We start from the raw sequence: 8,466 nt of genomic DNA on the forward strand, positions 1-8,466 counted from the left end.
GATCATTCGCCTTCACGCTCTTCACCTTCCCCGGACGAAGCATGAGTCACTGTTGAGCATCCTTGAAGAAGTAAGTAAGCGAAGCCGGCATAAGATCAGTTCCAGAAAAGACCCATAGCACATGGGGTCCCTTGCTCAAGTGTTTGATCGAGAGAGTTGTTGAAAATCCTGAGGATTTCGCACGTAGATATTTGGGATTGTCCCGAGCAACGTCAGGCCTAGGAGCCTCTGACACACAGGATCCGAACTTTTCACCATCTATCCAGATATCCAGATACGCCTTGCGTCCATCAGGATGGAAGGCCCACCCTTTGACCACGAGTTGATCTTGCTCGACCAATTCGCCCATCTGAGGTGTCTCCAACCAGACTATCGCTGTCTCCACATAAACATATGAAGCCCGACTCTCCTGCGTTGGAGTAAGTGCTTGTATCCCTGCTTTTTCCATAACAACCATATCATGGTACAACATTGGGCCTTGCCTGAGGTAAGCTGAGATCTGGAAGAAGCGGGACCATTCCCGCTCGATATAATTTCGTGAATGGTAGGTCGTTTGGTAGAAATTAGGCAAGCCGTCTACCCCACCTTGCTTAACTACCCTCTTATAGACGAAGCCTTTCTTTTCGAGTTGCATGTAGTCCTCATCAGAAAGGTCTCCATACGCCTTGTAATCACCGTGAACGGTCAGAATCACAATGGCCCCCGGCTTGGCTATGCGCTGAAGCTCCTTGAGCCAAGCAAATTGATACCCCTCATCCAAGTGTGTGAGCACAGAGATCCCATAGATAAGGTCGAAGCTTTCATCTGGAAAGGGAAGCGGTGGTAAGGGATCGTTTTTCGTAAACTTGGCAAAGGGAATGTTCTTCTTGCACCAATCAATAGTTTCTTTGCTTATATCAGCTCCGTAAAGCTGGCAGGCAGGCACCAGATCTTCAAACCGCCGAAGAACACGAGCGCATCCGCACCCGAAATCAAGGATGCTCTTCACATCATGGAGGTTCCTGCCGATCAAACGTAGTGCCCAGCGGATCTCTTCCGACACATTATAACCGCCGTACAAATAGCTCATTGATGTGGCCTTGGGGCCGCCAATCTGCTGCAGGAGGAAGTCCGGAGGGATCGGATAGCTTTTGCTATCGATGTGAAGTTTGAGCGTGTCGAGCAAAGAGGAAGCCTGTGCCGCTAGGGAGCACCTTAGTTTCTGTTCTTGCAACGGCTGCCGATGTGTGCTGTTCTTCTCCAAGGAAGCGTGCTGCTCTTCTCCAAGAAGGTTAGCGCTCACGCCGCGTCCAGCCCGGTCTTCTATAGGGGTTATCGTGGACGGCTCGCCCTGTAACAGCTTCGTATAGTCCGCCTCCAGAAACAGCGCATCCCCCTCGATGCGGGGAGGCGGCGTGATGTGTCGACTGAAGGTTTCCAGCAGGCCGGGATCATCGGCCATCGCGCAAATCTTCTTTGCCAGGTCGTCGCTGTCCCCCATGCGAAAGGTCAAGCCGTTCACGCGATCTTGGACCATCTCCGCCATGCCCCCAAGGTCGGTGGCAATCACGGGGATTCCGAAGGCGTGGGCCGTGCTGATCACCAGCGGCGCGTTCTCGTACCAGATCGAAGGAACCACAATCACATCGATCTCCTCCAGGACCCGGGCGACGTCCTGGAAGTCGTATTCGCCACAGAACTCGATCCTCGGATCCCCGCCGGCCAGCGCCAGTAACGACTGGTAATAATCCCGCCTGTCGAAGTAACCGCCGTGAATTTTCAGCCGGATATGATCGGATGCAATCTTTTTAACAGCCTCCAACAAGGTATGGACACCCTTGTGCGGGAGGATGGTGCCCACAAAGCCAAAGGTGATGACGCCCTCTTGCGAGAGCCTGCCTTTCTTGACGAACTTGACCTTGCTGTAATCGAACCCGTGCCGGCGGTAGACAAAGCGGTCGGTATCCGATCCGTTCTGCTTGAAGACATCAATCAAAAACTGCGAGGGCGAGATGACCGTATCCGCCAGCCGGAGAGCCTCTTGGGTGCGACGATATCGTTCGAGCAGGGCGTCTGTCCACCGGGCCTCGTAGCAGTGCCGCGCGCAATTCCTGCCCGAATCCGCTCCCTCGCACAGCGAGCCGTCCGGTCGCAGCAGCGTCGCTCGTGGACACAGCATCCAATAGTCCGTGAGGTGCGTAACGATCTTTAAGCCCCGGCGCTTCGCCGCGTGCAGTATGGGAAAGATCCGCATCAGGTGAGTGGTGTGGAGAATATCGAACGCCTGCTCGGCGAGCAATTGCTCGAATGCCGCTTCAAGCTGGGGATCTCTCAGCCGGAAGGAGAGGTCCGGCTCCACGGTCCCCCCCTGAAAATCGTTGTGTCGCCACGCGACGACCGGGACTCTTTCAAAGTAGTATGGTTTGCACAGGATATCCGCATGAAAAGGTTGCATGCCATCGGCGCTCAGATGATCGTAGGTAAGCACCATGGCGTAATGGCCCATCCGTTGCAACTGCTTGACCAACTCGAGCGTATACCGCTCTGTTCCTGTATAGTAGGCAGGGAGAAATTGGTGGCAGGCGTAAAGTATTCTCATCATTTGATACCATAAGATATCATTTCATTTATTTTCTCAGCATTATCTGAAGTTATCCCATTCTGAACCATACCGGCATAATAATCTCCAACATCCGCTCCCACCACCATTGCATATATCTTGTAAGCGAAGTCCAACATATCTTCAGCGCTGAGCGAAGAGTATCTTGCCGACAGGTAACTCGTGATGTAATTCTTAATCGCCCCTTCGACAGTATCCCAAATGGGGTTACCGGACGGCGTCTGAAATTCCATCATTCCATCCAGTCGACTGAAGAGCCGGTCCAGTGTGACCTCACCCACAGCGAGACGCTCTCCCCCCTGGCGGTATGCGACGAAGAAATCCCGCAACTGCTCCGAAAACGCCTGGGGCTCGTACAGGGCCGAGCGTGAAACAGACCGGCCAAACGCATTGAGCGTCCCATAGACATCCTTGGCGCATGACAAGAGTTGATCGATGGTGTCGATCCCCATCAACTGCCACTTGAGCGGGTCTGCATTCTTAAAGAAACCCAACTGAGTAATGGTATCGACATAATACTTGGACAGGTGATAGAAGGCCGACCGGTTGTGGGAATGGCACACCGCCCGATCCCCCAGGAAACCGATCTTATGACCTGCCTTCAGGCAGCGAATGCCGTACTCAAGATCTTCCGCAAAGGCCATCTGCCGGTACTGCAGTTGGTCCCAAATCGACTTACGATGCATCGAGCAGACGTCATCCAGACCGGCAGCGCGCCGAATGTCCTGGGGGGGCATGTCGTCGATCCTTCCGAGATCGTCGATGTGGCTGATCCCCGTATCCAGGCCGACATACTGAAAGTGGATCCAGTTCTGCCAGCACGCAAAGAGATCCGCGTCGGAGCGGGGGATTTGACGCGCGCTGACCGCTGCGAGCGCGAGGTCGGATAAGAGCATCCTCGCCATCTCATAGTAGAGGTCGTCGCTTGCGGGTATGGCATCTTGCGTTGTGAACACCACCAACTCCCCCGAGGCGCGCTCGCCGCCGTAGTTGCGGGTTCCTCCGTGATTAAACTGCTCCGGGGGGATGGAAAAGATGTGCGCGCCGTAGCTCTTCGCAATCGTCACGGTCTCATCGGCGGACCCTGAATCGACCACCACGATCTCCAGCTCCCTGAGACCCTTCTGTTGAGTGATCGCGCGCAGACAGCTTTCAAAATCCTCAGCGACCCCGTTCTTGGTCGGGATCACGACCGACACTTTCGCGGGGATCTCCACCGGCCTGACAAGGCGGGGAATCGGGATCCGCACGGGGGCGAGCGGCCTCTCCTCCGGTTTGGCGAGGGTGGCCCTCGGGATCCGCACGGGGGCGAGCGGCCTCTCCGTAAGGGCGGTCTCCTCGGAGACCACGCGCATCACACGGCTTAGGACGCCCCAAACCCCAAACTGCCTGAGAGACTCCATGGCCAGGCGCCGGATCTCGCCAAGCGGCTTACGAGAGAGAACCATCAGGTCGCCCCAGATCGCCGAGGCGAAATCTGCCGATGCTCCCGGCGCCACAGAGGCGGACAGGGTGAGCTCCACCTCCCGGTCGGCGACCCGATGAAGGGGCATCCGCAATTGCAGCCACCGCCTGTGGTGAGGAAAGCGAGTCGGATGGCTCCACCGCTTCCGAGTCAGCGATCGACCGTTGTCGCGGGACGACACGGAGACCGTGAACTCGACGCCGCTCGGGTTTCGCCCCCACACCTCCGGCAGAAGCGCCACACAGGCCCGGAACACTGCTCGCGGCGGCACCGTGAGCCGATAGGTTACCCGTGACGGCGGATGCACCAGGAACGCGTCTTTCGCCTGATGCCCGATCCGTACCGCGGGGATCCAACGAACAGCCTCTTCGAGAGAATGGGCACCCGAATGCTCAACCTCCGTGGGGGTCATGAAGCGGAACGGATGAACGGTATAGGCGGTGCGATACCATAGCTCCCGAAGGACCTGGAACCCACGCGCCCCTTTCCGCCACAGACCTCGTGGTCCTTCGCCGAGGGCGTACAACCCCGCGTGAATCCGCCGGAACGGCGCCGTCAGTCTCCAGCTTAGCGAGTTGAGCAGCATCTCCAGATGGTGCCGAAGCCGCCCCGCCTCCGCTTCCAGCGCCGCCTTCGCCGTCTGGAGCTGCTGCGCCTGATGCCGCTGCTCCGCCACCTGGGTCGAGAGCGCCTGGACCGCCTGATCTCGCTCCGCCACCTGGGTCGAGAGCGCCTGGACCGCCTGATCTCGCTCGGCCACCTGGGTCGAGAGCGCCTGGACCGCCTGATCTCGCTCGGCCACCTGCGCCTCCAAGGTCTGAAGCCGTTGCTCCAGCTCCGGCCCCTGAGTCCGCAGGCTCTGTGTCTCCGCTTGCGCGGTTGATGCATACAGGCTGAAGCGATCAATCGCCTCTTGAAGCGCCCGATCTTCATCCCCCCGTATGCCGCGGGCCTCTTGCGACAGGCGGACGTAGAGGCGCAGGGCCAGATACAGCGCCTTCGCGGGAAAGGCGAGCGCGGACTCATCCATGGCATCGATGAGGACGGTGCGGTGGTGGTGGAGCGCGTCATCAACGAACGCTTTCACCGCGGCGCGGATCTCGGCCTGTTCGGCCAGCTCCGGTCGCCCCAGGAAGCGAGCCACCCGCGCCAGCTCCTCCGGCCAGCGCTCCATCATATCCTCATAGATGAGAAACAGCCGGGCCGCGCCGGCGGTGTGGTCCAGGGCGGACTGCACATGCGCCAGCCACAGATTCACGCCCTTCTCAAACGGGAAGCCGTCCCGCCGATGAAGCGAACGCGCCACATCCACAGGATTGCGTAAGCAGATGACGTACGCCATGGGCGGCAGCAGCCGCTGCCAGAACGGCAGGGTCAAACAGGTCCGCGGATCCTTCCACCCCCACAGCGGCGCACCGCCAAAGTCGCGCCGGATGAGCGCCCGCGTTCGTTGTCGTAACTCCGCAAGCGCGGGCATGTTCTCCCAGCCTGGAAGGAAAGCCGGCGGTTCATGCCAGCTTCCGCCAAGCGTCGAAAGAAGTTCGTCATTGAGATCCGTAAGCTGTTGATGCTCCCAGTACCCCTTGGCATTATCTTGGCTGGGCGGCATGAGATGCGCCTCAGGCCCCAGGTACACCCCCAGCAGGTTCAGGATCCTCATAATGAGTGAGGTTCCGCTCCGGTGCATGCCGAGCACGCACATGATCTTTGATTGGTGCATCAGTACGCTGCTCCTTAAGGGCTTACCGCGGCTCCGTCCGGCTCATGGCCACGAAGGACCTGGCGATCTAAGAAGATATAAGGCAAAATTGCGGTGACCAAGAACGGCGACAATAAGAATTAAGAATAAGAAGAAGATGCGCTTCGCCTCCGATGTAACCCCTTTTCTACTACAGGCTCAACGGCTTGTCAATTCCTGAGCGGACCCGCTGAAGGTCAGCTTTTGCGCTTGACACGCTGCCGGGCCTTCCGATATAAAGACGTGGTCTGTGCATACGGTAAACCAAGGAGGAAGGATTGATGGGAAATACGCGAGGACACACGACGAAATGGCTCCGGCGTCTCGCGCCGCTGCTGGGTGTGCTGATCCTTGGGGCCTGCGCCGCGACCCCGACAAAGCCCGCCGCGCCGCCTGCGCCGGCGCCGACAGCATGGGAGGAAGCGCGCGGCTTCTTTGAGGTCGGCATGGGGCGGTTGCGCAACAACGACGCGGACGGCGCGATCGCCGCCTTCACCAAGGCCGTGGAACTCAACCCCAAGCTGAGCCTGGCCTATTACAGTCGGGCCAACGCCCGGCACCGACAGGGGGATGACGCCGGGGCGATCGCCGACTTGACCAGGGCCATAGAGGCGGAACCCACGCTGGAGGACGCCTACCGCCTCCGTGGCCACCTGCGCGCCAAGACGGGGGATGACGCCGGGGCGATCGCCGACTTGACCAGGGCCGTGAAGCTCAACCCCGAAGAGCTGCTCGCGTTCCTGGAGCGAGGCCGCCTGCGCGCCAAGACGGGGGATGACGCCGGGGCGATCGCCGACTTCACGACCGCGATCGAACTGGACCCCTCCGAGGTCACCGCCTTCGTGCAGCGGGGTCTGCTCCGCGCCAGGACGGGGGACAAGGCCGGGGCCATCAAGGATCTTCGGGCGGCGCTGGCGTTGGGTATCCCCTCTCCGGAGCATCAGGCTGCCGCCCGAACCACGCTCCAGGAGTTGGAACGGTAACGCCGAAGATTTCACTTGACAATTGATAGGGCTGTCCAATACACTTCGCCGAAACAAGCGATGATTCGTTAACCGTAAGCATCGGGGGGGGCGGAAGGAGGTGAGCGGCAGAGCAGACGAACCGGTCGTCAACAGGAGAGTGGAAGCCGTTTCCTAGAAGTGAACCTACCCCGGAGGTGGTGCCTCCGGGCGAAGAAAGGAGCACACCTGATGAAAGGATGGCTTAATCGAAGGTGGGTCCCGGTCCTCGCGGGCCTGCTCGGGTTGTCGGCGCTTGCGGGCTTTTCAACACCCGCCGTTGCCGGAAATGTCTCTGACTGTGGCGACTTCAGCGCGTCGGCCGACACGCGGTTCGACATCGTCGCCAATATCCACACCAGCATCCACAGCGGGACTTGTCTCACCTTTCCGCGCGGTTCGGTAATCTTCCTGAACGGCTATATCATTGCCGGCTTCGATCAGAACGAGCCCACGATCGGGATCTCCGTCCCCAGCGACGCCTTTATCTGGGGACCGGGGGCCGTCCGGCGGTTCGGCGTCGCCATTTCGGGGGGCAGTGATGTGGCGGTCGAGGGTGTCCTGGTCGGGCCCGCGCACATCGGCATCCGACTCGGCGACAGCTACAAGGTCAAGGAGGTCCGGGTCCGCAACTGCGTCACCTCGGGTGGCGACGATATCGGGATCCGGCTCGGCCAGGGCGGGTTTATCGAGTCGTCAATCGTGCGTGACTGCGCAACCGGCGTCCTCACCGAGACGAACAACAAGATCTGGAACCTCGTCGTCTCGAAGCACCTGATCACCGGGCTGCAGCTTGGCCTAACCAGCGCCAGCGGTTTCGGCAGCACGGCTGGCGGCGCCGGCGCCAACGGCAGTATCACCGGCGGGTCCGGCGCGGGCAATGCCGTATCGCGCACCGTCATCTCTAGCCCGAAATCGACCAACACCGTCGGGTTGGATTACCGTGGGTGCGGCAACACGGGCAGCCCAAGCACCGGCGGCGGCTGCCAGGATGGAAGCAACTCCGTCCAGGATCATTGCACCAGTGCCGGTCTAGGGGGCAACTGCTCCACCAGCGGCTCATATGCCAACAACATCCTCGTCGGCGGCGTCTCAACGGCCACCGTGAACGTGGTCACCGACACTGCCACCAACTGTGGCGGCGGTGTCGTCCCCCATTCCACTGGTCCCACTATCACCGGCGGCCTTATCAGCCATGACTGTTAGCGTTGCGTGGCTCGCCAAGCACCGGGTCACCCAGATAAAAACTCAACCAGATCAACGCAAGGAGGGAGCAATGATGAAACGAATCACCGGACTACTGGCTGCGGGGGGCCTGTTCCTCCTCATGGGGGTCCTGCCCAGCCCGGCGGCGGCCGCCACATCCGTGACGGGCTGCGGCGGCTTCGGCGACGGCGCCAATCTCCGCCTGGACGCCGACCTGAACGCGACCGCCTCGTGTCTGACCGTCGGCAACGCCTCAGTCATCGACCTGAACGGCCACTCGATCACCGGCCCCGGCAATGAATCAGGGCCGACAACCGGCATCGCCGGCGGCGGCAATGTCACTATCAAGGGCCCCGGGATCGTCCGCTACTTCGGGACCTGTATTCGCGTCGGCAACTTCTCCCTGATCCAGGACGTCCTCGCCGACGACTGTCACGATGCCGGGATCGTGCTCGGC

At 60.0% G+C, this 8,466-nt stretch carries 5 protein-coding genes; 3 read left to right on the forward strand and 2 right to left on the reverse strand.

Annotated elements, in window-relative coordinates:
• Positions 1-46: 46 nt before the first annotated feature.
• Complete coding sequence (locus KGL31_04900; GenBank protein ID MDE2321241.1) at positions 47-2,581, reverse strand: glycosyltransferase; 2,535 nt, start codon at positions 2,579-2,581, stop codon at positions 47-49.
• A complete protein-coding gene (locus tag KGL31_04905; GenBank protein ID MDE2321242.1) occupies positions 2,578-5,784 on the reverse strand; it encodes a glycosyltransferase in 3,207 nt (1,068 codons plus the stop codon). The genes KGL31_04900 and KGL31_04905 overlap by 4 nt, the downstream gene beginning before the upstream one ends.
• A 299-nt stretch (positions 5,785-6,083) precedes the next feature.
• Between KGL31_04905 and KGL31_04910 the strand changes: the two genes are divergently transcribed.
• The 3 genes from KGL31_04910 to KGL31_04920 form a co-directional block, all read left to right on the forward strand.
• Positions 6,084-6,785: a tetratricopeptide repeat protein gene (locus KGL31_04910; protein MDE2321243.1), complete on the forward strand. Its 702-nt coding sequence runs from the start codon at positions 6,084-6,086 to the stop codon at positions 6,783-6,785.
• Between the two features lie 210 nt (positions 6,786-6,995).
• On the forward strand, positions 6,996-8,009 hold the full coding sequence (locus KGL31_04915; protein ID MDE2321244.1) for a hypothetical protein: 1,014 nt from the start codon (positions 6,996-6,998) through the stop codon (positions 8,007-8,009).
• A 70-nt stretch (positions 8,010-8,079) separates the two neighbouring features.
• Positions 8,080-8,466 (forward strand): hypothetical protein (locus KGL31_04920; protein ID MDE2321245.1); only part of this gene is annotated, 387 nt, incomplete at its 3' end.

The organism is Candidatus Methylomirabilota bacterium (assembly GCA_028870115.1).
Lineage (GTDB): Bacteria > Methylomirabilota > Methylomirabilia > Methylomirabilales > Methylomirabilaceae > Methylomirabilis.

Bases quoted from the DNA above. Each gene is read 5' to 3' on its own strand.
- KGL31_04905 (MDE2321242.1), bottom strand. From the start codon at position 5,784: ATGCACCAATCAAAGATCATGTGCGTGCTCGGCATGCACCGGAGCGGA.
- KGL31_04910 (MDE2321243.1), top strand. From the start codon at position 6,084: ATGGGAAATACGCGAGGACACACGACGAAATGGCTCCGGCGTCTCGCG.
- KGL31_04900 (MDE2321241.1), bottom strand. From the start codon at position 2,581: ATGATGAGAATACTTTACGCCTGCCACCAATTTCTCCCTGCCTACTAT.
- KGL31_04915 (MDE2321244.1), top strand. From the start codon at position 6,996: ATGAAAGGATGGCTTAATCGAAGGTGGGTCCCGGTCCTCGCGGGCCTG.